Annotated in this window: 26 protein-coding genes; 25 read left to right on the plus strand and 1 reads right to left on the minus strand. The window is 40.7% G+C overall.

Features of this window, described 5'->3' with window-relative positions; all coding sequences use genetic code 11:
• Window positions 1–40: 40 nt before the first annotated feature.
• The 4 genes from yabA (at window position 41) to rsmI (ending at window position 2,426) form a co-directional block, all read left to right on the plus strand.
• Complete coding sequence (yabA, locus tag JNUCC41_RS09165; protein WP_370662572.1) at window positions 41–379, plus strand: DNA replication initiation control protein YabA; 339 nt, start codon at window positions 41–43, stop codon at window positions 377–379.
• Between the two features lie 173 nt (window positions 380–552).
• Window positions 553–1,296, plus strand: a complete 744-nt coding sequence (locus tag JNUCC41_RS09170; RefSeq protein ID WP_192207393.1) for a tRNA1(Val) (adenine(37)-N6)-methyltransferase — start codon at window positions 553–555, stop codon at window positions 1,294–1,296.
• Window positions 1,283–1,543 (plus strand): GIY-YIG nuclease family protein, encoded by a 261-nt coding sequence (locus JNUCC41_RS09175; RefSeq protein ID WP_192207394.1) that lies wholly within the window; start codon window positions 1,283–1,285, stop codon window positions 1,541–1,543. The genes JNUCC41_RS09170 and JNUCC41_RS09175 overlap by 14 nt, the downstream gene beginning before the upstream one ends.
• Before the next feature lies 1 nt (window position 1,544).
• Window positions 1,545–2,426, plus strand: coding sequence for a 16S rRNA (cytidine(1402)-2'-O)-methyltransferase (gene rsmI / locus JNUCC41_RS09180; protein WP_192207395.1), 882 nt, complete (start codon window positions 1,545–1,547; stop codon window positions 2,424–2,426).
• A 45-nt stretch (window positions 2,427–2,471) separates the two neighbouring features.
• On the opposite strand, the gene JNUCC41_RS09185 is transcribed toward rsmI, so the two are convergent.
• Window positions 2,472–2,756, minus strand: coding sequence for a transition state genes transcriptional regulator AbrB (locus JNUCC41_RS09185; RefSeq protein WP_048689982.1), 285 nt, complete (start codon window positions 2,754–2,756; stop codon window positions 2,472–2,474).
• 631 nt (window positions 2,757–3,387) lie between these two features.
• On the opposite strand from JNUCC41_RS09185, the gene metG reads away from it, so the two are divergent.
• The 21 genes from metG to JNUCC41_RS09290 all read left to right on the plus strand — a co-directional run bounded on the left by metG (window position 3,388) and on the right by JNUCC41_RS09290 (window position 23,284).
• The gene (gene metG, locus JNUCC41_RS09190; protein ID WP_192207396.1) at window positions 3,388–5,349 is read left to right on the plus strand and encodes a methionine--tRNA ligase; all 1,962 of its coding nucleotides are present in this window, start codon (window positions 3,388–3,390) and stop codon (window positions 5,347–5,349) included.
• A 203-nt stretch (window positions 5,350–5,552) separates the two neighbouring features.
• Window positions 5,553–6,320 (plus strand): TatD family hydrolase, encoded by a 768-nt coding sequence (locus tag JNUCC41_RS09195; RefSeq protein ID WP_192207397.1) that lies wholly within the window; start codon window positions 5,553–5,555, stop codon window positions 6,318–6,320.
• A 279-nt stretch (window positions 6,321–6,599) separates the two neighbouring features.
• Window positions 6,600–7,754 carry a G5 and 3D domain-containing protein gene (locus tag JNUCC41_RS09200; protein WP_228467586.1) on the plus strand — a complete coding sequence of 385 codons (1,155 nt, stop codon included), beginning with the start codon at window positions 6,600–6,602 and terminating at the stop codon, window positions 7,752–7,754.
• A 250-nt stretch (window positions 7,755–8,004) separates the two neighbouring features.
• A complete protein-coding gene (rnmV, locus tag JNUCC41_RS09205; RefSeq protein WP_192207399.1) occupies window positions 8,005–8,568 on the plus strand; it encodes a ribonuclease M5 in 564 nt (187 codons plus the stop codon).
• Window positions 8,561–9,439, plus strand: coding sequence for a 16S rRNA (adenine(1518)-N(6)/adenine(1519)-N(6))-dimethyltransferase RsmA (gene rsmA / locus JNUCC41_RS09210; RefSeq protein ID WP_192207400.1), 879 nt, complete (start codon window positions 8,561–8,563; stop codon window positions 9,437–9,439). The genes rnmV and rsmA overlap by 8 nt, the downstream gene beginning before the upstream one ends.
• Window positions 9,440–9,640: 201 nt before the next feature.
• Window positions 9,641–10,519 (plus strand): sporulation peptidase YabG, encoded by an 879-nt coding sequence (gene yabG / locus JNUCC41_RS09215; protein WP_192207401.1) that lies wholly within the window; start codon window positions 9,641–9,643, stop codon window positions 10,517–10,519.
• Window positions 10,520–10,832: 313 nt separating this feature from the next.
• Complete coding sequence (gene veg, locus JNUCC41_RS09220; protein WP_034316343.1) at window positions 10,833–11,084, plus strand: biofilm formation stimulator Veg; 252 nt, start codon at window positions 10,833–10,835, stop codon at window positions 11,082–11,084.
• Window positions 11,085–11,233: 149 nt separating this feature from the next.
• Complete coding sequence (locus JNUCC41_RS09225; RefSeq protein WP_034316340.1) at window positions 11,234–11,410, plus strand: small, acid-soluble spore protein, alpha/beta type; 177 nt, start codon at window positions 11,234–11,236, stop codon at window positions 11,408–11,410.
• A gap of 311 nt (window positions 11,411–11,721) precedes the next feature.
• On the plus strand, window positions 11,722–12,591 hold the full coding sequence (gene ispE, locus JNUCC41_RS09230; RefSeq protein WP_098372657.1) for a 4-(cytidine 5'-diphospho)-2-C-methyl-D-erythritol kinase: 870 nt from the start codon (window positions 11,722–11,724) through the stop codon (window positions 12,589–12,591).
• Between the two features lie 62 nt (window positions 12,592–12,653).
• Window positions 12,654–13,478 carry a pur operon repressor gene (purR, locus tag JNUCC41_RS09235; RefSeq protein ID WP_101225907.1) on the plus strand — a complete coding sequence of 275 codons (825 nt, stop codon included), beginning with the start codon at window positions 12,654–12,656 and terminating at the stop codon, window positions 13,476–13,478.
• A 13-nt stretch (window positions 13,479–13,491) separates the two neighbouring features.
• Window positions 13,492–13,866, plus strand: coding sequence for a RidA family protein (locus JNUCC41_RS09240; RefSeq protein WP_053537019.1), 375 nt, complete (start codon window positions 13,492–13,494; stop codon window positions 13,864–13,866).
• Window positions 13,867–14,055: 189 nt separating this feature from the next.
• Window positions 14,056–14,352 carry a septation regulator SpoVG gene (gene spoVG, locus JNUCC41_RS09245; RefSeq protein ID WP_034316332.1) on the plus strand — a complete coding sequence of 99 codons (297 nt, stop codon included), beginning with the start codon at window positions 14,056–14,058 and terminating at the stop codon, window positions 14,350–14,352.
• A gap of 642 nt (window positions 14,353–14,994) precedes the next feature.
• The gene (gene glmU, locus JNUCC41_RS09250) at window positions 14,995–16,368 is read left to right on the plus strand and encodes a bifunctional UDP-N-acetylglucosamine diphosphorylase/glucosamine-1-phosphate N-acetyltransferase GlmU (protein ID WP_192207402.1); all 1,374 of its coding nucleotides are present in this window, start codon (window positions 14,995–14,997) and stop codon (window positions 16,366–16,368) included.
• 15 nt (window positions 16,369–16,383) lie between these two features.
• The gene (locus JNUCC41_RS09255; RefSeq protein ID WP_057276495.1) at window positions 16,384–17,337 is read left to right on the plus strand and encodes a ribose-phosphate diphosphokinase; all 954 of its coding nucleotides are present in this window, start codon (window positions 16,384–16,386) and stop codon (window positions 17,335–17,337) included.
• 308 nt (window positions 17,338–17,645) lie between these two features.
• Window positions 17,646–18,626 carry a sulfonate ABC transporter substrate-binding protein gene (locus JNUCC41_RS09260; RefSeq protein ID WP_192207403.1) on the plus strand — a complete coding sequence of 327 codons (981 nt, stop codon included), beginning with the start codon at window positions 17,646–17,648 and terminating at the stop codon, window positions 18,624–18,626.
• 13 nt (window positions 18,627–18,639) lie between these two features.
• Window positions 18,640–19,812 carry an FMNH2-dependent alkanesulfonate monooxygenase gene (gene ssuD / locus JNUCC41_RS09265; protein ID WP_192207404.1) on the plus strand — a complete coding sequence of 391 codons (1,173 nt, stop codon included), beginning with the start codon at window positions 18,640–18,642 and terminating at the stop codon, window positions 19,810–19,812.
• Window positions 19,775–20,560, plus strand: a complete 786-nt coding sequence (gene ssuC / locus JNUCC41_RS09270) for an aliphatic sulfonate ABC transporter permease SsuC (RefSeq protein WP_192207405.1) — start codon at window positions 19,775–19,777, stop codon at window positions 20,558–20,560. The genes ssuD and ssuC overlap by 38 nt, the downstream gene beginning before the upstream one ends.
• Before the next feature lie 13 nt (window positions 20,561–20,573).
• Window positions 20,574–21,326, plus strand: a complete 753-nt coding sequence (locus JNUCC41_RS09275) for an ATP-binding cassette domain-containing protein (RefSeq protein WP_192207406.1) — start codon at window positions 20,574–20,576, stop codon at window positions 21,324–21,326.
• Between the two features lie 161 nt (window positions 21,327–21,487).
• The gene (locus JNUCC41_RS09280) at window positions 21,488–22,126 is read left to right on the plus strand and encodes a 50S ribosomal protein L25/general stress protein Ctc (RefSeq protein WP_192207407.1); all 639 of its coding nucleotides are present in this window, start codon (window positions 21,488–21,490) and stop codon (window positions 22,124–22,126) included.
• Window positions 22,127–22,387: 261 nt separating this feature from the next.
• The gene (pth, locus tag JNUCC41_RS09285; protein ID WP_098372664.1) at window positions 22,388–22,948 is read left to right on the plus strand and encodes an aminoacyl-tRNA hydrolase; all 561 of its coding nucleotides are present in this window, start codon (window positions 22,388–22,390) and stop codon (window positions 22,946–22,948) included.
• A gap of 105 nt (window positions 22,949–23,053) precedes the next feature.
• On the plus strand, window positions 23,054–23,284 hold the full coding sequence (locus JNUCC41_RS09290; RefSeq protein WP_063574553.1) for an anti-sigma-F factor Fin: 231 nt from the start codon (window positions 23,054–23,056) through the stop codon (window positions 23,282–23,284).
• The last annotated feature ends 38 nt before the right edge of the window (window positions 23,285–23,322 follow it).

Here is a 23,322-nt window from a genome sequence, read left to right on the forward strand (position 1 = left end):
GAGCGTGGATAAGAAAGATATTTTTGAGTCGGTGACCAATATGGAAACCCAGATAGGCCAATTATATAAGCAGCTTGGAGAATTGAAGCAGAACTTAGCTGAAATCCTGGAGGAAAATCAGTCGCTCAAGCTGGAGAAAGAGCATTTGCGCCATCGGTTGGGCCTTGTGGAAGTCGAAAGTGCACCTGCTGCAGTAAAGGTCAAACAAAAAGTGAAAAACCGTACCGCAAGTACGGACAAGGTTATGGATATCGGGGAAGGCTATGATAATTTAGCCCGTATCTATCAAGAAGGCTTTCATATTTGCAATCTGCATTTTGGCAGTTTACGAAAAGAAGGGGATTGCCTGTTCTGTTTATCTTTTTTAAACAAGAAGTGATAAAGGAATAATATAAAAGATGTTTCTTTTACGTGATAGATAGACCGTTTACAATATATAGTGATTCGGGGTCTGACGCATACTATGAGTCAGGCCCCTTTTTGTACGATAGTAATGTAGAAGCATGGTCCCTACACATGCTTTTTCGATACATGATTAGGAGGGTAACAGCAATGGTGGAACTTAAAGGCGATGAGCGCCTGGATTATCTATTGGCTGAGAATTTAAGGATCATCCAGAGCCCATCGGTGTTCTCTTTTTCATTAGATGCCGTTTTATTATCAAGGTTCGTAAATGTACCGATCCAAAAAGGGAAAATCGTAGATCTTTGCTCAGGTAATGGGGTCATACCCTTGCTGTTGAGTACAAGAACGAAAGGGACAATTACCGGTGTTGAAATACAAGAGCGGTTATATGACATGGCCCTGAGAAGCATGGACTATAATGGCGTGTCCTCCCAAATCGAGATGATTCATGGGGATATAAAAGAAATTCCAAAACAGATAGGGTATAGCAAATATGATGTCGTAACTTGCAATCCACCCTATTTCCCGACACCATCCATCGAGGAAATTAACAAAAATGAGCACTTTGCAATTGCCCGACATGAAATAATGTGCAATCTTGAGGATGTCATGCGTGTTACAAGCCAGCTGCTGCGTCAAGGTGGGAAAGCTGCATTCGTTCATAGACCGGGCCGTCTGATGGATATTCTGCATTTCATGAGGATGTACAGAATTGAACCGAAGCGGCTGCAATTCGTTTATCCTAAGAGCTCAAAAGAAGCGAATACGATTCTTATAGAAGGGATAAAGGACGGCAGCCCTGATTTGAAGATTCTTCCTCCGCTTGTTGTATATAATGATCAAAATGTGTATAATCCGGAAATCAGAAGGATTCTATATGGAGAGGAATAAGCATTATTTTTATGTTTTGAAGTGCAGGGACGGCAGCTATTATGCAGGGTATACGAATAATTTGCACCGCAGGATTAATGCTCATAATAATGGCAGGGGAGCAAAGTATACACGGGGCCGGACCCCGGTTGAACTGATTTATCATGAGATATTCGAAACACGGACATTGGCCATGCAGGCTGAATATAAGTTTAAGCAATTAACAAGAAAACAAAAGCAAAAGTGGATGGCAAAGGAGGATACATGATATGTGGCAGCAAAAGAGTTTTGAAAAAGAAGGATTGGAGCCAGCTCTATATCTGGTTCCTACACCGATAGGAAACCTTGAGGATATGAGTTTCAGGGCTTTAAGAATCTTGAAGGAAGCGGATGTCATTGCTGCTGAGGACACGCGAAATACGAAGAAATTATGCAACTACTTTGAAATTTCGACACCTATCGTCAGTTACCATGAACATAATAAGGAATATAGCGGGAAGCAAATGCTAGAGAGGCTTCGATCTGGCGAGGTCATCGCATTGGTAAGTGATGCTGGCTTGCCGACGATATCCGACCCGGGATATGAACTGGTCAAAGAGGCCATTGCCGAAAAGTTTAAAGTCATCCCCTTGCCAGGGGCCAATGCTGCATTAACTGCATTGATCGCATCAGGACTGATTCCGCAGCCTTTTTACTTCTATGGCTTTCTACAACGGGGAGCAAAAGAAAAAAAGCAGGAGCTGGAAAAATTAAAAAAAATGGAATCGACTTGGATTGTTTATGAATCGCCACATCGATTGAAAGAAACATTGAAACATATGCATGAAATTTTAGGTGACCGCCGTATAGTATTATGCCGCGAGTTAACCAAGAAATTTGAAGAGTTCATTCGAGGGACTGTGGGTGAAGCATTGACGTGGGCGATGGAATCAGAAATTCGCGGTGAGTTCTGTTTAATAATTGAAGGTGGGCAATGGTCGGAAGATGAACCTGAAGAAGCTTGGTGGACGGTCCTTGACATCGTCGGTCATGTTAATCATTATATGGAAACCAAGCAGTTCACCTCAAAGGATGCAATCAAGCAGGTCGCAAAAGATCGCAATATGCAAAAACGTGATGTATATCAGGCGTATCACATTGATATAAAATAATAATAAACATAAAAAAACTTCCGAAGACCGGAAGTTTTTTATCATTTATTTAGAAGCAGTGAAGTTTTGTTGAATTTCTTGAATAAGTAATTCTGCACCTTCACGACTAAGGATCAATTTACCATTAGCAAGTGTAAGGTTGTTATCGGAAACTTCACCTGTAACTTGGCAAGTCATGTTTGGTTTGTATTTTTTCAAGATGATGCGCTCATCATCAACATAGATTTCAAGAGCGTCTTTCTCAGCGATACCCAATGTACGACGAAGTTCGATTGGAATAACCACCCGGCCTAACTCATCAACTTTACGAACAATACCTGTAGATTTCATTTAAAAAATTCTCCTCTCAGTTACAATCTAGTACCCTATTTCTATTTTTTTCGCCAATATTCGACAAATTTTTTTATAAATTTATAATACCAGCCATTCCCAAATTCGTCAATGATTTATTTTCATTTTTTTGTAAGAAATAGCATGGCTCTTTTCGTGTAACAAAAGGGCTTTTATAGAGAAAAAATCGGTTATATCTTTAAAAATGAGAAATAGCAGGAAACAGAGGACTACTCGCTTCACCACATTTCGACAAAGTATGCATATAAAAAACACACTTCACTATTATATGATTAAATATAATTTAGTTTCAAAACAAAAGTTCTGAATTAAGGATAATTTTCTAAAAAAGTTTACGAATATGTGAGTTGTTGCACAAAAAAAGAAATTTAGGTATATTTTGTTGGGGTAAGAGGTAATGCTGTCATAAGGGAAGTTCACTTCCAGTACCCTTATTGTTAAAATGAAAATTTACTTCTATTTTTTATTCTATTAACATGATGATTAGATTAGTGATTATTGTCGCGCAGAATTGTATATAGCGTTAAAATAGAGATAATAGCTTAAAATATATTCTTATGGCTTGGGCGAGTCCTATAGCCGGTTTTTCAAATGATGAGGAGGGAACGAAGTGCAAGATAAATTAAAAACATTCTATATCACGACACCCATATATTATCCGAGTGGTAATTTACATATAGGGCACGCGTATACGACAGTGGCAGGGGATGCCATGGCTCGTTATAAAAGGATGCGTGGCTTCGATGTCATGTATTTAACAGGAACTGATGAACATGGTCAAAAAATCCAGCGTAAAGCAGCTGAAGATGGAGTCACTCCTCAGCAATATGTCGATAATATCGTATCAGGGATTAAAGAGCTCTGGGAAAAGCTTGATATTTCATATGATGATTTCATCAGGACGACGGAAGATCGCCATAAAGAGGTCGTAGCCAAGATTTTCAAAAGGCTATTGGACCAGGGTGATATATATTTGGACCAATATGAAGGATTATATTGTACACCTTGCGAATCTTTCTTCACGGAACGTCAGGTGGAAGAAAGCAATGGAAATTGTCCGGATTGCGGCAGGCCTGTTGAAAAGGTGAAAGAGGAATCTTATTTCTTTAAGATGAGTAAATATGCGGATCGGTTACTGAAGTTTTATGAGGAAAACCCGGATTTCATTCAACCGGAATCGCGCAAAAATGAAATGATCAATAACTTCATCAAGCCTGGATTGGAAGATCTGGCCGTATCCCGTACTACTTTCGATTGGGGCATCAAGGTGCCGGGAGATCCAAAGCATGTTATTTATGTATGGATTGATGCATTGACCAATTATATAACGGCATTAGGTTACGGGACGGATAATGACTCTAAATACTTGAATTATTGGCCTGCCGATGTACATTTGGTAGGAAAGGAAATCGTTCGTTTCCATACAATCTATTGGCCGATCATGTTAATGGCTCTTGATGTGCCGCTTCCAAAGAAAGTCTTTGCCCACGGATGGCTTCTCATGAAAGATGGTAAAATGTCCAAATCAAAAGGGAATGTAGTTGATCCCGTTACATTGATTGATCGTTACGGTTTGGATTCTTTACGCTACTACTTATTGCGAGAAGTACCATTTGGTTCAGATGGAGTATTTACACCGGAAGGGTTTGTGGAGCGTATCAATTTTGATCTGGCAAATGATTTAGGGAATTTATTAAATCGAACTGTTGCAATGGTCAATAAGTATTTTGATGGTGTGATTCCTAATTACGAAGGATCCAATGGCGAATTCGAAAAGGCTTTGCTTGAAATGAACCAAGATACGGTAGGCAAGTATGAGGAAGCCATGGAAAACATGGAATTTTCAGTTGCACTAACATCCATTTGGCAACTCGTGAGCAGAACCAATAAATTCATTGATGAGACCCAGCCATGGACTCTTGCTAAAGATGAATCAAGGAAAGAAGACCTTGCTAGTGTCATGGTTCATTTGGCGGAATCATTGCGCAGGACGGCAATCCTTTTGAAACCGTTCTTGACGCAAACACCAGAAAAAATCTTTGCTCAGCTTAGCATCAAAGATGATGTGTTAAAATCCTGGGACAGTTTAGCGGAATTCGGTCAAATTCCTGCTGAAACAAAAGTCTTGAAGGGAGATCCGATCTTCCCTCGTCTGGATATGGAAGAGGAAGTTTTATATATTAAAGATCAAATGCAGGGCGGCGCCCCCAAGGCCGAGGAAAAAGTGGAAGAGACGATTCCTGAAGTCGATGAAATCACTATTGATGACTTTACAAAAGTGGAGCTTCGTGTTGCTCAGGTCATGGAAGTTGAGCCTGTAAAGAAAGCGGATAAGCTTCTTAAACTTCAGCTTGATTTGGGTTATGAGAAGCGCCAAGTCGTATCAGGCATTGCACAGCACTATAAACCTGAAGATTTAGTAGGCAAAAAAGTGATATGCGTAACAAATTTGAAACCTGTTAAACTTCGTGGCGAGCTCTCTCAAGGAATGATTTTGGCGGGAAGCCAGGATGGAGTGCTCTCAGTCGCTACAATAGATTCATCGATTCCTAATGGTTCTAAGGTGAAATAAACCGATGAAAACATAAAGGTGTTTCATATGAAACATTTTTATGTTTTTTTCTTTATGCTTTTGGAAAAAGTAATTTAATGCAGGTTCAGGCTCTGCATTTATTTGTTGGACATATAAGAGCCTTTGTAATCTTTTTGTTACCTAAATGTGAAACATAAAACTTTCATTTTTTAATAAAATAGTGCTAGAAAGGGAGAAAAATAATGTTATTTGATACACATGTACATGTTAATGCGGAACAATTCAACGAAGATCTCGAGGACGTAATTGACAGAGCTAAGGAAGCAGGAGTCAATCATATGGTAGTCGTTGGTTTTGACCGGCCAACTATTATAAGGGCAATGGAATTAATAGAAGCTTATGATTTCATGTATGCCGCGGTCGGATGGCATCCTGTGGATGCTATAGATATGACAGAAGAGGACTTACAATGGATCGAGGAATTATCCAATCATCCAAAGGTTGTGGCCATTGGTGAGATGGGTCTGGATTATCATTGGGATAAATCACCGAAAGATGTTCAAATGGAGGTGTTCAGGAAGCAAATCCGACTGGCAAAAAGGGTGGGGCTGCCCATTATCATCCATAATCGGGAAGCGACCGCGGATATCGTGAACATACTCAAGGAAGAAGAGGCATCAAGGGTTGGAGGCATCATGCATTGCTTTAGCGGAAGTGCAGAAACGGCTTTGGAATGCATCAATATGAACTTTTATATTTCATTGGGTGGCCCTGTGACCTTCAAGAATGCAAAAAAACCAAAGGAAGTGGCAGCAGCCGTACCTTTAGACCGTTTACTGATAGAGACCGATTGTCCATACTTGGCACCCCATCCTTATAGAGGGAAGCGTAATGAACCTTCGTATGTGAAGCTTGTTGCTGAACAAATTGCAGAAATCAAACAACTCACATTAGAGGAAGTTTCCCAGGCAACAACGGAAAATGCCAAGAAATTATTCGGCATTAACTGACATTTTTTTTTACAATATCTCCCGGGGTTCATTAGCTAAAATTGATTTTTTCTAAGGTTTCTACAAATTTCACTCCAACTATAGGCTTATTATGTCGAGAAGTCGCCCTTTCCTTTTCAAGGTGAAATATGCATAATAGGTAGTAATTTCCTAAATGAGAAGTGAATGGGTTGACAGCTTGATAACTAAGTCTATATAATCACCGGGAGGAAGGAGGAGTTTTTCATTCTATTAAAAACTATGAAAAACCTTATTCCCAGACCTTTTGGGAAGAAGAGAATGGCAATTGCCATTTTCAGTGCTATTCTTGTTTCTACAGCATTGGGAATACTGATATATCAAGGAACAAAGGATACAGTTACAATCATGCTAGACGGAAAAAAAGAGGTAGTGCGTACACACGCGGCTACTGTAAATGATATGTTGGAAGATTTAGAGATTACCGTTAAAGCCGCAGACTACGTCCACCCATCTAGAACCACCAAGGTAGATGATGATTTAGAGGTGGTTTGGAAGCCTGCACAAAAAATCGTCATGGTACAGGATGGTAAGACGAAGGATGTTTGGTCCACCGCCGATACGGTAGACGAACTTTTAAAAGACCAAAATCTTAGTGTGAAGGAACAGGATAAGATCACCCCTTCGAAAAATACAAAGCTGAAAGCGAATATGGAAGTTGCCATAGACAAAGCCTTTTCACTGAAATTAGTGGTGGGTGGAGACGAAAAGCAGGTATGGTCAACTTCGACTACTGTCGCTGACTTTTTAAAGCAACAAGGAGTAAAACTCAATGATTTGGATCGTGTTGAGCCAGAATTAACCGAAAAAGTTGAAGCTGAGAATACGGTAAACGTAGTTCGAATTGAAAAAGTCACCGATGTAGTGGAAGAACCAGTTGACTTTGCTGTCATAACTAAAAAAGATGACTCTTTATCAAAAGGGAAAGAGAAAATTGTCACAGAAGGAAAAGACGGACTCATTTCCAAAGAATATGAAGTTATTAAAGAAAATGGCAAAGAGGTTAAAAGAGAATTACTTTCAGAAAAAGTGGTTAATAAAAAGCAGGATAAAGTTGTAACGGTCGGAACTCGAACGACGGTTGCCCAAGCATCACGCGGAGTAACTAACGTTAGTTCTTCAAGTGGAAAAGAAATATATGTATCATCAACAGCTTATACTGCCAGTTGTAAGGGCTGTTCCGGTGTCACGTCCACAGGCGTGGATCTAAAGAGCAATCCGGGTGCGAAAATCATCGCTGTCGATCCAAACGTAATTCCTATGGGCTCGAAAGTATATGTGGATGGCTATGGCTATGCAGTAGCTGCTGACAAAGGCGGAGCAATAAAGGGAAATAGGATTGACGTCTTTTTTTCCTCGAAAAATGATGCTTATCGCTGGGGTGTAAAGAGGGTAAAGATTCGTGTATTGGACTAATAAGGTTTCTCTCGCAGGAGATGAATTCGTCTCCTGTTTTTTGCGTTTTATTTTCCATTTGTTGAAAAACCCTAGGTAAAACTGTTTTAATAAGATAGACGTCCCACTATTCCATAAGATTTCAATATGTGCGTGTGAACTTCATAAATGATCTTGACTGGATTCTCTATCCAGAAAATTTTACGGGGGACCGGTTACGTTTATCCAAGAGCTAATCAAAGCGCTTGCGCTTTTCTGTATGGAGGAAACCATGAAAAAGATTAAAGAAATTATCGTTGTAGAAGGAAAAGACGATACGGTAGCAATAAAAAGGGCTGTTAATGCTGATACAATAGAAACCAACGGTTCCGCGGTGAACGAGTCTTGTATTGAGCAGGTGAGGCTTGCACAAAAGACACGTGGAGCCATCATTTTCACAGACCCTGATTTTCCTGGTCAAAAAATCAGGAATATAATTTCAGAACAAGTAAAAGGCTGTAAACACGCCTTTTTAACGAAGAAGGAAGCCCTTCCTAAGTCAGGTAGAGGAATTGGTGTGGAACATGCTTCTCCTGAGGCAATTCGTAATGCTTTAAAGGAAGCCCAATTAATGGATGAAGAGGCTTCAGAAGAGATTTCACAGCAAGATTTAATAGATGCCGGTTTAATCGGGGGATCCGGTGCCAAGGAACGAAGGGAAAAACTTGGATCTATTTTAAAAATCGGGTTTACCAATGGTAAACAGTTATATAAGAGACTAAAAATGTTCCAAATATCAACTGAGGCTTTTGAGAAAGCGATGGTACAGATAATTCAGGAGGAAAAAAATGAATAAGGATATTGCAACCCCTGTCAGAACGAAAGAAATATTAAAGAAATATGGATTCTCCTTTAAAAAGAGCTTAGGCCAGAACTTTTTAATTGATACGAATATCTTGAAACGTATTGTCGAACATGCCAATTTGACAGAGGAAAGCGGCGCCATTGAAATTGGGCCGGGAATCGGGGCATTGACGGAACAACTAGCGAAAAGCAGCAAAAAGGTTGCGGCCTTTGAAATCGATCAGCGTCTGCTGCCCATCTTATCGGATACACTGTCTCCCTATAACAATGTAAACATCATTCACGGGGATGTTCTTAAAGCTGATGTCAAGAAGGTCATCGAGGAGGAATTTGCCGGATTTTCGGACCTGATGGTCGTTGCGAATCTTCCATATTACGTCACGACACCCATCATTTTAAAGTTATTGTCCGAAGACCTGCCCATTAGGGGCATCGTGTGCATGCTGCAAAAGGAAGTGGCCGATCGAATTGCCGCAAAACCTGGGACAAAGGAATACGGTTCTTTATCCATTGCCATTCAATATTATACGGAAGCCGAAACAGTGATGATAGTACCCAAAACGGTATTCATGCCTCAGCCTAATGTTGATTCAGCTGTAATCCGCCTTACAAAGCGCGTGAAGCCGATCGTCGAGGTCCTGGATGAGGATTTCTTATTCACGGTGACCCGGGCGAGTTTTGCCCAGCGCCGGAAAACGATTTTAAATAACTTAACCAGTCAGCTGCCAGATGGTAAAGCGAAAAAAGAACATATACTGGCCGCTCTCGAAGCTGCGGAAGTGGATCCTTCCAGACGGGGGGAAACGCTGAGTATCAAAGAATTTGGCCGCTTAAGTGATGCATTATTGCCGAATTTCAAATAAAGGAAATGTGAAACATTCAAGTCGGAATGGGGTCAATCCCAGCTTCCGGCTTTTTTTATTATGAAATGGGCCAGCCATGAGGGAACGTATCCGAAAATGTAATCAATCCCCGCCTTTCACCATTCAAGAATGGTTCGCATAACTTAAGAATGAAAATAAACTAGGGCGGGCTGAAAATAAGTCTTCTCATGGGGTGGGGCCATGAATATTCAAATAAACGATATTGTTGGTCGGGTTTCTTATAAATGCGACGTATTGTTCCGGGTAATCGATATCCGTGATATTGACGGAAGGCGTCAAGCTGTTCTTTATGGGGAAGATATCCGATTGATTGCAGATGCACCTTTTCAAGATTTAATGATCATTAATGATAATGAAAGAAATGATCGACAAAGGTCGAATGAGGTACTTCAAGAACAATCTTACCGCTTATTAACGCAAGATCTAGAGCTGCAACAACAAAAAAGTGGCTATCAATCAAGTAATGGTTATCGGTACGGCGGTGAATACTTTCAGATACCAGGGCGGGTCCTCCATGTTGATGGGGATGCATCTTACTTAAGGAAATGCATGGATTTATATCAGAAATTCAGTATTCCGGTCAATGGTATCTATTGCAATGAAAAGGAAATGCCCCAAAGAATCGGGGGGCTGTTGGATCATTATCGACCGGACATTCTTGTTGTCACCGGTCATGATGCCTATTCAAAATCAAAAGGGCCGATATCCGATATTAATGCCTACCGTCACTCAAAGGATTTTGTGCAGACGGTTAGAGAAGCGCGAAGGCGAGTTTCTCATTTAGACCAACTGATTATATTTGCCGGGGCTTGTCAGTCACATTTTGAATCGCTGATCCAAGCGGGGGCAAATTTTGCAAGTTCTCCTTCCCGAGTTAATATTCATGCTCTTGATCCGGTATATATCGTCGGAAAGGTAAGCTTTACGCCATTTTCCGATCATATTCATGTATGGGATGTCCTTCGGAATACATTAACTGGAGAAAAGGGGTTGGGGGGAATTGAGACAAAAGGGGTGTTACGGACCGGACTGCCCTTCAAGCCATTTCAGGAAGAATGAACGAGCTGCATTTTGAAAGAATGCAGCTTGCTTTTGGTGGGTAAGAATTCGGATATCGTTACAGAAAAACCGGTTTTTTGTTAAGTGATGTTAGTAAGTAATGATTTAATTACGAAAATTCGGCTTAATAGATAATGGAATAGTTCGTTTACATAATTTTTCATTTCCCAGGATATAATAAAATTGTTCGCGATTTTGCCGAATTTCAGATAAAAATATATTGACTACATTTTTAAGTGCTGATATAATTTATTATTTTGTTTGCGTATATTTGTAAATTGTGATATACTTAACTTAGTGAGGTGGACCGAAAATGCCAAAAACTCTAGCTGATATTAAAACTGCACTTGATTCAAACCTAGGTAAAAGATTGCTCTTAAAAGCAAACGGTGGAAGAAGAAAGACTGTAGAACGATTCGGAACTTTGGCGGAAACTTATCCGGCTGTTTTTGTAATTGAGCTCGACCAAGATGAAAATGCGTTTGAAAGAGTATCTTACAGCTATGCGGATGTTTTAACGGAAACCGTAGAACTAACATTTTTAAACAAACAACAAGAGATGTAACTTAGACGAGGCAGTGAACAACTTTGTTTGCTGCCTTTTGTTTTGTATAGAATACCTGTGAGCTCCAATAAAGGCTTAAAAAGGATGTAATGAAATAGCGTATGATGCAAACACTAGGCATGTGACGGCATGGAAAGGGGTTGCTTCGCTTGAGCAGGAAAAAAGGGATTATGTCAAATGATCTTAAAGAGGAATTGGCTAAAGAACTTGGATTTTACGATGTTGTCCAGAAAGAAGGCTGGGGAGGAATCCGGGCCAGGGACGCAGGGAACATGGTAAAGCTTGCTATCGAAAAAGCACAACGTCAATTGGTGAACAAAGAGTAGATCAAACACTTAATTGCATCATGTCGTCATGTTGAAGAAGCCGGACTCTTTATACAATGTATAGCTCCATTCATTTTTGCTTACATTGTAGTTAAGGAGTCTGGTTTTTTTATGTATCGGTGAATGCTGTATGGATATGTAGCAAGTCTTTTGGGATGCAGGAACCCCAACGTGCCTACATGTGTCTATTCTCCTCTAAGGGTGATCTTAGCTTCATTACATTGAAATTACGATGAAAAAACCTTTAGAATATAAACAAATATGATAGAATAGGACAAGAACTTTTAAGAACGTTAAAGTAGGTGGACATATTGAAGCTTATGGAAAAAGCCCCGGCTAAAATTAATTTGGCTTTGGATGTGCTTTTCAAACGGCCTGATGGATATCATGAGGTGGAAATGATCATGACGACAGTCGACCTTGCCGATAGAATTGAACTAAAGGAAATAAAGGGAAATCATATTCAAATTCTATCCCATAATCGATTTGTTCCGGATGATCATCGGAATTTAGCTTATCAAGCTGCATTTATTCTAAAGGAACGTTTTGGGATCAAAAAAGGTGTTTCCATAACTATAGAGAAAAATATACCTGTGGCTGCAGGACTAGCTGGTGGAAGCAGTGATGCCGCAGCTACCTTGAGAGGCTTGAATAGACTGTGGAAACTTGGTCTTTCCATGGATGAACTTGCGGAAATAGGAGCTGAAATTGGCTCTGATGTTTCATTTTGCGTATATGGAGGAACGGCATTGGCCAGGGGGCGCGGGGAAAAAATCACGCATCTTCCCGCACCGCCAAAATGCTGGGTCATCTTGGCCAAACCGACGATCGGCGTATCGACGGCAGATATATACAAAAGGCTCCAGACGTCAAAAATGGAGCATCCGGATGTACCTGGAATGATTTCGGCTATTATGGAAAACAATTATCACGATGTATGTGAAGGGTTGGGTAATGTTCTGGAACAAGTGACATTGCAGTTATACCCAGAGGTTGCAAACATTAAAGATCAAATGAAGACATTTGGAGCGGATTCGGTCTTGATGAGCGGAAGTGGTCCGACCGTTTTTGGTTTGGTGGAACATGATTCGCGCATGCAAAGAATTTATAATGGACTTCGTGGATTTTGTGACCAAGTCTATGCGGTCCGTTTACTGGGTGATCGAAACAATCTTGAATAGAAACGTACATTAGTGGTATAGTTGCTATATAATATTCGGGAATTAACAAAGGGGGTGTCTCAATGAAATTTCGTCGCAGCGAGAGGCTAGTCGATATGACCAATTATTTATTAGAACATCCAGGGGAACTTGTTTCGCTGACTTATTTTGCTGAAAGATATAGTTCGGCAAAATCCTCGATCAGTGAAGATTTGACAATCATCAAAGATACCTTTGAACAACGGGGGATAGGATCTTTAACAACCGTTCCAGGTGCGGCCGGTGGGGTGAAATATATTGTTTCCATCAAGGAAGAAGAAGCCAATGCCTTCATTGACGGATTATGCGATACGATCGCTAGTCCCGAAAGGTTACTTCCTGGCGGTTATCTATATATGACAGACATATTAGGACATCCGCAAACCGTGAATAAGGTTGGAAGGATAATCGCTTCAATGTATGCCAAGAAAAATGTCTCAGTCATCATGACAATGGCAACCAAAGGGATATCATTAGCATACGCCGTGGCAAATTATTTGAATGTTCCAGTTGTCATTGTAAGAAGGAATAATAAAGTAACGGAAGGTTCTACAGTGAGCATCAATTATGTTTCAGGCTCTTCAAAGCGGATTCAGACTATGGTACTCTCTAAGAGAAGCTTGGTTGAAGGTTCGAATGTATTAATTGTAGACGATTTCATGAAGGCTGGGGGTACCATTAACGGTATGGTCAGTCTATTGGATGAATTTAAGGCAACAGTTGCCGGAATAGCAGTGCTGGTCGAATCCGAACATACTGAGGAGTGCCTTGTCGAGGACTATGTTTCATTAATCAAGTTGACGCAGGTGGTCGAAAGAGACAAGAAAATCAATGTAAGCCGTGGGAATTATTTTACGAAAAAGGAATAGGGGGAATCATTTAATGAAAACGATACATACTGATGAAGCACCGGCAGCGATCGGACCATATTCACAAGGCGTGATCGTGGATAAGTTATTTTTCAGTTCAGGACAGATCCCACTTACTGCTTCTGGTGAGATGGTGACTGGGGATGTAAAGGAACAGACACACCAGGTCTTTAAGAATCTCCAAGCTGTATTGAAAGAAGCTGGGGCTTCATTGGAAACTGTCATTAAGGCAACAGTATTCATTAAAAGTATGGATGATTTCGGTTCGATTAATGAAATTTACGGAGAATATTTTTCTGCTCACAAACCTGCTCGCTCTTGTGTAGAGGTTGCTCGCCTTCCTAAAGATGCACTAGTGGAAATAGAAGTGGTAGCGCTCGTTAAATAAACGGGCGTTTTTTTATTTTTTAGGAAATTCGTAATGGGTATCATCCTGTAATATCAGGGTGATTTTTAGTATTTTTGAAAACTAGGCTGAATTTTCTAAAAAAATTACAGATAATAGAAGGAGTTCACGTTTTTTTGTTGAATATGTACTTTAAGTTTTAACAACAACAAAAAGGGATGGTGAGCTTAAATGGAAGTAACTGACGTAAGATTACGCCGTGTGAATACGGATGGTCGTATGAGAGCTATCGCATCAATTACACTGGATAATGAATTTGTGGTTCATGATATTCGTGTGATCGACGGAAACAATGGTTTATTTGTAGCAATGCCAAGTAAACGAACTCCAGATGGAGAATTCCGGGATATCGCTCATCCAATCAATTCCTCGACACGCGGGAAAATTCAAGAAGCTGTCTTGACAGAATATCATCGATTGGGAGAACTTGAAACTGAATTAGAGGAAGCTGGAGCAGGTGCTTCTTAAAATAACCTTACTTTTAAACTTTAAATTTATAATTCGTGCATCTAGAGCCTACTTCATAAGTAGTGCTCTTTTTTATTTATTCATAAACGGATAAGTTTAGAACCTATTCGCTCATCGCAAAGGCAATTGCTTTAATTATCAAAATTGTAAAATTAAGGTGATATCTTCAAAGTTTAAGTACCCAACCTTTTTATTTTTTAAACCTTTTTGTTCATCCTGAAATTGAAATTCCCTTAAGCGGGATTTGAGGATATCACTTACTCCATCCATCTTATGAGCTGAAGATGAATTGAAACGGTAATCTGGTTTTGGAATGGAAGTTAACAAAGGGTGCAGTACTTTCATATGGCTTGTACATAGGTCTAGCGCGATCATGGCAATGTTTTGGGACAATGGGGCTTGCTGGTGTTATAGAAGGGAGGAGACGTGGTTCCTGTATTATGCCGTTAATGAAAATGACATCGACCATGATTTAAAATAATGCTAAAAGGTCCAATAATAACATTAACAAGGCTGTCGGAAACTGAACTTTTTTTACCTGATTGGTTGACAATTATATGTACTTTTAATTGTTACCTTGAAAAGAATCACTATTTGAGATAATATTTTTAGTGGATAAAAAGGTGAAAATGGAGGCCTGTTATGAGTAATCGCTATGCAATAATATTGGCCGCTGGGCAAGGTACTAGGATGAAATCTAAGCTTTATAAGGTTTTGCACCCTGTTTGCGGGAAACCAATGGTACAACATGTTATCGATCAAGTCAATCAACTTCAAATAGAAGATATTGTTACAGTCATCGGCCATGGAGCTGAAAAAGTACAAGAACAACTTGGTGATTCATGCAAGTATGCCTTACAAGAACAGCAATTAGGTACGGCACATGCTGTAATGCAAGCGGAAAGCGCTTTATCCGTAAAAAGTGGAACGACCCTTGTTATTTGCGGTGATACGCCTCTGATTAAAGCGGAAACGATGAAAGAGCTTATAGCATTGCATGAGCAAAGTCAGGCGAAAGCAACAATCTTAACAGCATATGCAGATAATCCTGCTGGTTATGGAAGGGTCCTTCGCGGTGAAGGCGGTCTTGTAGAAAAAATCGTCGAGCATAAGGATGCCACTGATGAAGAAAGATATGTTAAGGAAATAAATACCGGTACATATTGCTTCGATAATCAAGCATTATTTAGCGCGCTGAAAAAAGTTTCAAATGAAAACGTCCAGGGAGAATATTATTTACCGGATGTTATTGAAATCTTAAAAGAGGAAGGCGAAGTGGTGACGGCCTTCCAATCCAGTGATTTCGAGGAGACATTGGGTGTAAATGACCGAGTTGCTTTATCGCAGGCGGAGCAAATTTTACGGAAACGCATCAATGAAACGCATATGAGGAATGGTGTAACGATCATCGATCCGCTAACTACGTACATTGAAGCGGATGTGCAAATCGGACAGGATACAGTCATTAGCCCTGGATCATTCATTAAAGGAAAAAGTATTATCGGGCAGGATTGCATAATTGGCCCGAATACGGAAATCAGTAATTGTGAAATTGGTGATGGAACGGAAGTCCTCCAATCGGTTGTACATGAAAGCAGTATTGGAAGTTTTGTTAAAATTGGTCCATTCGCACATGTTAGACCTCAATCGGATATTAAGGATTCCGTTAAGATCGGTAATTTTGTCGAAATTAAAAAGACCGTTTTTGGCGAAGGAAGCAAGGCCTCTCACTTGAGTTATATTGGAGATGCAGAGGTTGGGGAGAATGTTAATATAGGCTGCGGATCAATTACCGTGAATTACGACGGGAAGAATAAACATTTGACGAAGATTGAAGACAATGTCTTCATAGGCTGCAATTCTAACCTTGTTGCACCCGTGACGGTAGGAGAAGGGGCATATGTAGCTGCTGGGTCAACCATTACGCAAGATGTACCGCCGGAAGCCCTATCCGTTGCCCGTGCTCGTCAAGTTAACAAAGAAGATTATGTCAAGAATTTGAAATTTAATAAATAACCGACGGAGGTCATCATGTCAAATCAGTATTTAGATCCTAATTTAAAAGTGTTCTCTTTAAATTCAAACTTCGATTTAGCTCAGGAAATTGCAGCTGCAATCGGTGTTGAACTTGGAAAATGTAGCGTAACAAGTTTCAGTGACGGTGAAGTTCAGATCAATATTGAAGAAAGTATTCGTGGCTGTGACGTTTACGTAATCCAATCAACAAGCCAACCAGTCAATGAAAATTTAATGGAACTTTTAATTATGATCGATGCTCTTAAACGTGCTTCAGCTAAAACGATCAATATTGTCATGCCATATTACGGTTATGCCCGACAAGATCGTAAAGCGCGTGCGCGTGAACCAATTACAGCTAAACTTGTCGCAAATCTTCTAGAAACGGCTGGTGCCCACCGTGTTATCACATTAGATCTTCACGCACCACAAATTCAAGGTTTCTTCGATATTCTGATCGATCACCTTGTTGCTGTTCCGATTTTAGCTGATTTCTTCAAGGAAAAAGATTTAAGTGATATCGTCATCGTTTCCCCAGATCATGGTGGTGTAACACGTGCCCGTAAAATGGCCGATCGCCTAAAAGCACCGATTGCCATTATCGATAAGCGCCGTCCAAGACCGAACGTGGCTGAAGTCATGAACATCATTGGTAATATTGAAGGGAAGACAGCAATACTGATTGATGACATCATCGATACTGCCGGGACTATTACACTAGCAGCCAATGCCCTTGTAGAGAATGGTGCTAAAGCAGTGTATGCTTGTTGTACACACCCAGTCCTTTCAGGCCCTGCCATCGAAAGGATTCAAAATTCAACGATTAAGGAATTGGTCGTGACTAACTCGATTGCCCTATCTGAAGATAAGAAAATCGATAAAATTACTGGACTTTCTGTAGCACCTTTGATTGCAGAGGCAATTATTCGTGTGCATGAGGAACAATCAGTCAGCACATTATTCGATTGAAAAAAAATTAACCAAACACGGCGGGCCCAAGGGCTCGCCGTATTTTGGTTTGAAATTTTCAAAAAATATAAATCCGCAGTTGACAGATATGAATACTAATAATAAAATAGCTATACAAATTCACTTCATATTCATGGAATGAAAACCTGTACTAAAGCAAGTGCATATTGGTTAACGCCGATCGGACTACCGAAGGCTCCTTTTCACTTACCATTGAACATTAGGCATCTTTTTGCCCTATTGTCCTATTGGTGGAGAAAAGGAGCCTTTTATTTTTAAATAAATAGTTTAAGAAGGGTGTGCAGAATATGAAGAAAAAACGAAAGATATGGCTGCTGTCCATCTTCAGCATCTTCATGCTGATAGTAAGTGCATGCGGGCAGGAAAAGAACAGTTCCACAAGTGCTGATGCAAAAGAATCGAATAAGACCATCCGAATCGGTTATCAAAAATTCGGGACATTAAATATTTTAAAATCAAAAGGGGAGCTGGATACACATTTAAAGGAAGTGGGTTATACAGTCGATTGGACTGAATTCCCTGCAGGACCTCAACTGCTTGAAGCTTTGAATGTCGGCAGCATTGATTTTGGGCACACAGGGGAGGCACCGCCGATATTTGCACAAGCGGCCAATGCTCCGCTTGTCTATATTGCCAATCAGCCGGCTAACCCATCAGGAGAGGCTATAGTTGTACAAAAGGATTCACCCATTAAAAATGTGAAAGATTTAAAAGGTAAAAAGGTTGGCTTGAATAAAGGTTCCAATGTTCATTACCTATTGGTCAAAGCGTTAGAGGAAGCCGGTCTTACTCTTGATGACATTCAGCCCGTCTACTTGCCACCGGCAGATGCGAGGGCTGCTTTTGAAGGGAACCAAATCGATGCCTGGGTAATATGGGATCCATTTTTATCAGCAGCGGAATTGGAACTTGAAACGAAAACGATTCAGGATGGAGATGGACTGGTGGCGAATCGTGAATTCTTTTTGGCAACTGATTCATTTGCCGGGAATGAAGAGGCCTTGAAGATTATCAAAGAAGAACTGATAAAAGTTGATAAATGGATTGAAGAAAACCCAAGGGACGTCGCTGAGTTTTTATCTCCGGAAATTGGAATGAGTGTGGCGGCATTGGAAAAAACATTAAATAGAAAAGAATATGGACTTGAGGAGATTTCCAATGGGGTTTTGGATGATCAACAAAAGATTGCCGATACGTTTTACAATCTTAAATTAATTCCAAGCAAGATTAATGTTCTGGATGCATCTGCAGATGTTAAAAAAAATTAAGGAGGAAATGAAAATGAAAGTATTTTGGTTTTTACCATCGCACGGGGAAAGTCGCTATTTAGGATCGACAAAGGGAGGGAGGGCAATCACGCTTCCTTACTTAAAACAAATAGCGCAGGCGGTTGATCATTTGGGTTTTGAAGGGGCTTTACTTCCGACGGGACGGTCTTGTGAGGATGCATGGGTAGTGGGCTCTTCATTGATTTCCGCAACGGAAAGAATGAAATTTCTAGTTGCGGTCCGACCAGGTTTAATGTCGCCAACCTTGGCTGCCAGGATGGCTTCGAGCTTCGACCGGCTGTCGAATGGACGTCTCTTGATCAATGTGGTAACTGGAGGGGACCCGGTCGAACTGGCAGGTGATGGCGTATTTCTGAATCATAAGGAACGATATGGGCAAACAGATGAATTTCTTGACATCTGGAGAAAGGAGATGTCCGGGGACAAAGTGGACTTTGAAGGGGAGCACCTAAAGATTGAAGGCGGGGATATTCTGTTGCCACCTGTACAAAAACCGTACCCACCGCTCTATTTTGGAGGTTCATCCGACCCGGCCATCGATATATCAGGAAAGCATATTGATGTGTACTTAACTTGGGGTGAGCCGCCTGTGCAAGTGGCTGAAAAAATTGAAAAGGTACGTAAAAAGGCAGCCGAATATGGACGTGAGGTCAGGTTTGGCATACGGATGCATGTCATTGTAAGGGAAACGGAAGAAGAAGCTTGGCAGGCAGCGGATGAACTCATAAAATATGTGGATGACGAAATGATTGAAAATTCACAAAAGATCTTTGAAAGGTTTGATTCAGTGGGCCAAAAGCGAATGTCGCAACTCCATAACGGAAATAGGGATTCGCTTGAAATCAGCCCTAACCTTTGGGCAGGTGTAGGCCTAGTCCGTGGAGGCGCTGGTACGGCACTAGTAGGGAGTGCAGAAAATGTCGCTGCCAGAATGAAGGAATATGAAGAAATCGGAATAGAATCCTTTGTTTTATCTGGATACCCTCATCTTGAAGAAGCGTACAGAGTTGCGGAATTATTATTCCCTTTACTCCCTGTTGAACAGTTGGAAAGTCCCGTTTCTAAAGCTACGAGCCCATTTGGGGAAATACTGGCCAATGACCACTACCCTACAAAAGGAAGTGAAAATGAAGATGCAGAAAAAATTAAGCAAAAAGTTCAATAGGTTCCACCTCATATCTTGGCTTGTGCCGATTCTCCTTTTGATAACTTGGCAGCTGCTGTCTTTGTGGGGGATTTTGTCGGATCGGATATTGCCTGCCCCGACTGAAGTGTTTCAAGCAGGTGTCGCTTTATTGAAGACAGGTGAACTTATAGATTATATCGGCATCAGTGCCCAGCGTGCCTTCATCGGCTTTTTAATAGGCGGGATCATTGGTTTTGTACTAGGTTTATTAAATGGATTATCATCCATTGCTGAAACCTTATTCGATACCTCACTTCAAATGTTGCGTAACATTCCGCATTTAGCTTTAATACCGCTGGTGATTCTATGGTTTGGTATAGAAGAGGAAGCGAAAATCTTCCTTGTCGCTTTAGGTGTTCTTTTTCCCATATATCTAAATACATTTCATGGAGTGAAATCGGTGGATAAGGGATTGGTCGAAGCAGCGAGGGTTTATGGGTTAAGCGGTATTTCTTTATTCTGGAATGTTATTCTCCCTGCCGCCTTTCCATCCATTTTGGTGGGTATCCGCTTCTCTCTTGGAATCATGTGGGTCACATTAATTGTCGCTGAAACAATATCCGCTAATTCTGGAATAGGATATATGGCTATGAATGCCCGGGAATTCATGAGGATGGATATTGTTGTTCTTAGTATTCTCTTATATGCCTTATTGGGAAAAATATCGGACGTTGCGGCCAAAATGATCGAAAAAAGATGCTTGAAGTGGCATCCATCATACCAATGAGGAGGTCATTAATATGAAAAATGGAAAATCGTTGGAGTTGCAGGGTGTAAGAAAGGATTTTGGGGAGTTTGAAGTATTAAAAGGGATGGACCTCACATTTAAAAAAGGGGAATTCGTAGCCATTGTCGGTAAGAGTGGATGTGGAAAGAGCACATTGCTTCGTCTTGTGGCAGGCCTGGAAAAACCGACGGGCGGGCAGATACTGGTGAATGGAAAGCCATTGAAAGGATTAAATAAATCTTCACGTACGATGTTTCAGGACGGAAGGCTTTTTCCTTGGAAAAAAATCCTTGAAAATATTGGTATTGGCTTGAAAGGGGATTGGAAGCCAAATGCTATGGAATTACTGGAGCAAGTGGGCCTAGCAGACAGGGCAAGTGATTGGCCGTCTGTTTTATCCGGTGGGCAAAAACAAAGAGTTGCATTAGCAAGGGCATTGGTGAACCAACCTGACATTCTCCTCTTGGATGAGCCGTTAGGGGCATTGGATGCTTTGACGAGAATTGGCATGCAAAGGCTGATTGAAGAATTATGGAGGAAAAGGGACTTTACTGCCTTGCTTGTTACACATGATGTTGAAGAGGCCGTGATGCTAGCCGACCGTGTCATATTAATCGAAGAGGGCAAAGTCGTCATGAATAAGGAAATCAATCTGCCGAGACCACGGAAAAAGGATAGTATTCAATACTCATCACTAGCAGCACAAATCCTTGACAGAGTGATGCAAGTTGAGGGGGGAATGGAAAAAAAGGCAATTCACGCTTGAATGAGCGAAAAAAGATTTTGTGGGAAATACCTATGTTTACCATATGTTTATCCCCTTCTTGCTTCCTTCGGATTTTACCTTTCATGTTTAATGATTCGCCATTTAGGGAAATGTTAAATATAGAGAAACTTGTAATTCATATTCAGGAAGGCGGAGGATGTATGAGTAATATATTAGCTGCAAAAGAACGTACGGATTCAAAACACTCTAATTTAAGGAATTTGAGGGAAAGCGGCGAAATCCCTGCGATAGTATATGGCAATAAAAATGACAGTACGGCCATTTCAGTCAATAGTATCGAGCTTCAAAAGACGATCAAGGAAATAGGCCGTAATGGAATCATTTCTTTGGAAATGGAAGGTTCGAGTTATAAAGTCATGCTCTCTGACTATCAAAAGGATCCAATAAAGAACTCCATTTATCATGCAGACTTTTTAATTGTAGATATGTCCGCTCAATTACAAGCGCAAGTTCGCATTAACCTTGTCGGTGTTTGTAAAGGCGTGAAAGACGGTGGGGTCCTTCAGCAGTCACTTCATGAAGTCACGGTTACGGCTAAACCTAATGACATTCCTGACTCCATCGATGTGGACGTTACTGAACTTCAGGTAGGGGATACAATCTACATATCCGATATCCAAACGAAAAAGCAAGTTACAATCGACAATGATGGAGAAGAAGTTGTTGCATCCGTTTTGGCTCCTCGTCAGGAAGAGGAAATAAGTACAGGTGAACAGCAAGATGGCGGTATCCCTGAAAATGAAGAAGGCAGGGAAACCAAGGCATCACAAGAGTCATGATGCCGGGATTAAACAAGTGAATCGTGATATAATAGGCGTAGCTCTTAACGAGTTACGTCTTTTCAATCTCTGGATGCAGCCTTTTAAACCGGACCATTTTTTTCGTAATGGATTCCTTAAATTAGGATTTTTCCTAATTAGTTCTCCTGTCGCTTGCAGGCCAGCTTGAAATTAGGGTACTATTTTTCTAAGGTCAATGATCTTGGAAAAACTTCGTCCCAGCGTAACTCCCTAAATAACCGTAATGACGGAGTGTGAATCATGAAAATTATTGTAGGGTTAGGGAACCCAGGTAAACAGTATGAAAAAACCCGGCATAACGTCGGATTTGAAGTAATAGATGAGTTATCCAAAAGATGGTCGATTCCGCTTGATCAAGCAAAACATAAGGGAATATATGGTGCAGGGATGGTAAAGGGAGAAAAAGTTTTATTGCTTAAACCATTAACCTATATGAATTTGTCAGGCGAATCCATTTCGGCTGTCATGCATTTCTTTAAGGTGGATATCGCGGATGTGGTCATTATCTATGATGACCTTGATTTGCCTCCAGGGAAGCTCCGCCTTCGTCAAAAGGGTAGTGCAGGCGGTCATAATGGGATAAAATCATCAATTGCCCATTTGGGTACGCAAGAATTCAATCGAATCAGAATAGGCATTGGCCGCCCGATTGGCCGTATTCCGGTATCTGATTATGTATTGGGGCGTTTTTCGCCTGAAGAATGGGATCATGTCGGGGCAACGATCGAAAAAAGCGCAGCTTCTTGTGAAGCTTGGATGGAAAAGCCATTTATACAGGTCATGAACGAATATAACCAATAAGCAGAGAGTAGATATAAGTAAAGAATAATATCTTCCTGTTTCGCTGAATAAAACTCCTCTATTTTTGTACATACTAACACTATTACTAAAATAGGGGGTTACCAAATGGCTCTCCATTATCGATGCCGACATTGCGGAACTAAGCTGGGCTCAATCGAGGCACACTCACTGAGTACGGAGCAGTTAGGTTTTAATCAACTTACCGATGAAGAGCGACAAGAGATGATCGTTTATGATTCTGAAGGGGATATGCATGTAAGGGCGATATGTGAAGATTGCCATGAAACGCTGCAAAGAAACCCTGATTTGTATGAAAACGATTATATTATTCATTAGCGGGAGAGGGCTTTGGACAAAATCCAAAGCATTTTTCC

The sequence above is a fragment of the Brevibacillus sp. JNUCC-41 genome (assembly GCF_014844095.1).
GTDB classification, from domain to species: domain Bacteria; phylum Bacillota; class Bacilli; order Bacillales; family DSM-1321; genus Peribacillus; species Peribacillus aracenensis.